The sequence below is a fragment of the Roseinatronobacter ekhonensis genome (genome assembly GCF_900499075.1).
GTDB classification, from domain to species: Bacteria; Pseudomonadota; Alphaproteobacteria; order Rhodobacterales; family Rhodobacteraceae; genus Roseinatronobacter; species Roseinatronobacter ekhonensis.
In genome coordinates this window covers 1-808 of record NZ_UIHC01000181.1, presented here as the reverse complement: position 1 = coordinate 808, position 808 = coordinate 1, and the positions used below count along the sequence as shown (strand labels likewise).

At 61.5% G+C, this 808-nt stretch carries 1 protein-coding gene; it reads left to right on the top strand.

Translation table 11 applies throughout. The annotated features are described in order from the left end of the window. Positions 1-778 (top strand): IS256 family transposase (locus tag ROE7235_RS19745; protein WP_121097760.1); only part of this gene is annotated, 778 nt, incomplete at its 5' end. Between the last annotated feature and the right edge of the window lie 30 nt (positions 779-808).

Here is an 808-nt window from a genome sequence, read left to right as displayed (position 1 = left end):
CTACGAGGCTTGGCAGAAACGCGACCTTGGCACGCGGCGGTTCCTCTACATCTGGGCCGATGGCGTTTACTTCAAGCCCCGGATGGCTGAGGAAAAACAATGCGTTCTGGTGATCGTCGGGGCGGATGAATACGGCCGCAAGGAGCTGTTGGCGATGACCGACGGCTTCCGCGAAAGCACGCAAAGCTGGCGCGAGGTGCTGCTCGATCTCAAGCGCCGTGGCCTGAAGCAGGTCCCCAAGCTGGCTATCGGCGATGGTGCCCTGGGGTTCTGGACCGCGCTGCGCGAGGTATTCGCCACGACGCGGGAACAACGGTGCTGGGTCCACAAGACCATGAACGTGCTGAACGCGATGCCGAAATCCCTGCAAGCCAGGGCCAAAGGCCATCTGCATGACATCTGGCAGGCCGAGACGAAAGCCGAGGCGAACGACGCCTTCGATTTCTTCGTCGCGACCTACGGTGTGAAATGGGACAAGGCGGTCGCCAAGCTGGTTAAGGACCGGGACGCGCTGCTGACCTTCTACGACTACCCGGCCGAACACTGGAAGCACATCCGGTCGTCAAACCCGATCGAGAGCACCTTCGCCACCGTTAGGCACCGAACGAAACGCACCAAGGGCTGCCTCAGCCGCAAGACCGGTCTCGCCATGGCCTTCAAGCTGATGATGTCAGCGCAGAAGAAATGGCGCAAACTCGATGGCCGGAACCGCCTGCCCGAGATCATCCAAGGGGTTGAGTTCCGCGACGGCCTCCGCCACGTTCAAGCCGCCGCCTGATCAGGCGTCACCAACTTCTGCGCATATCTC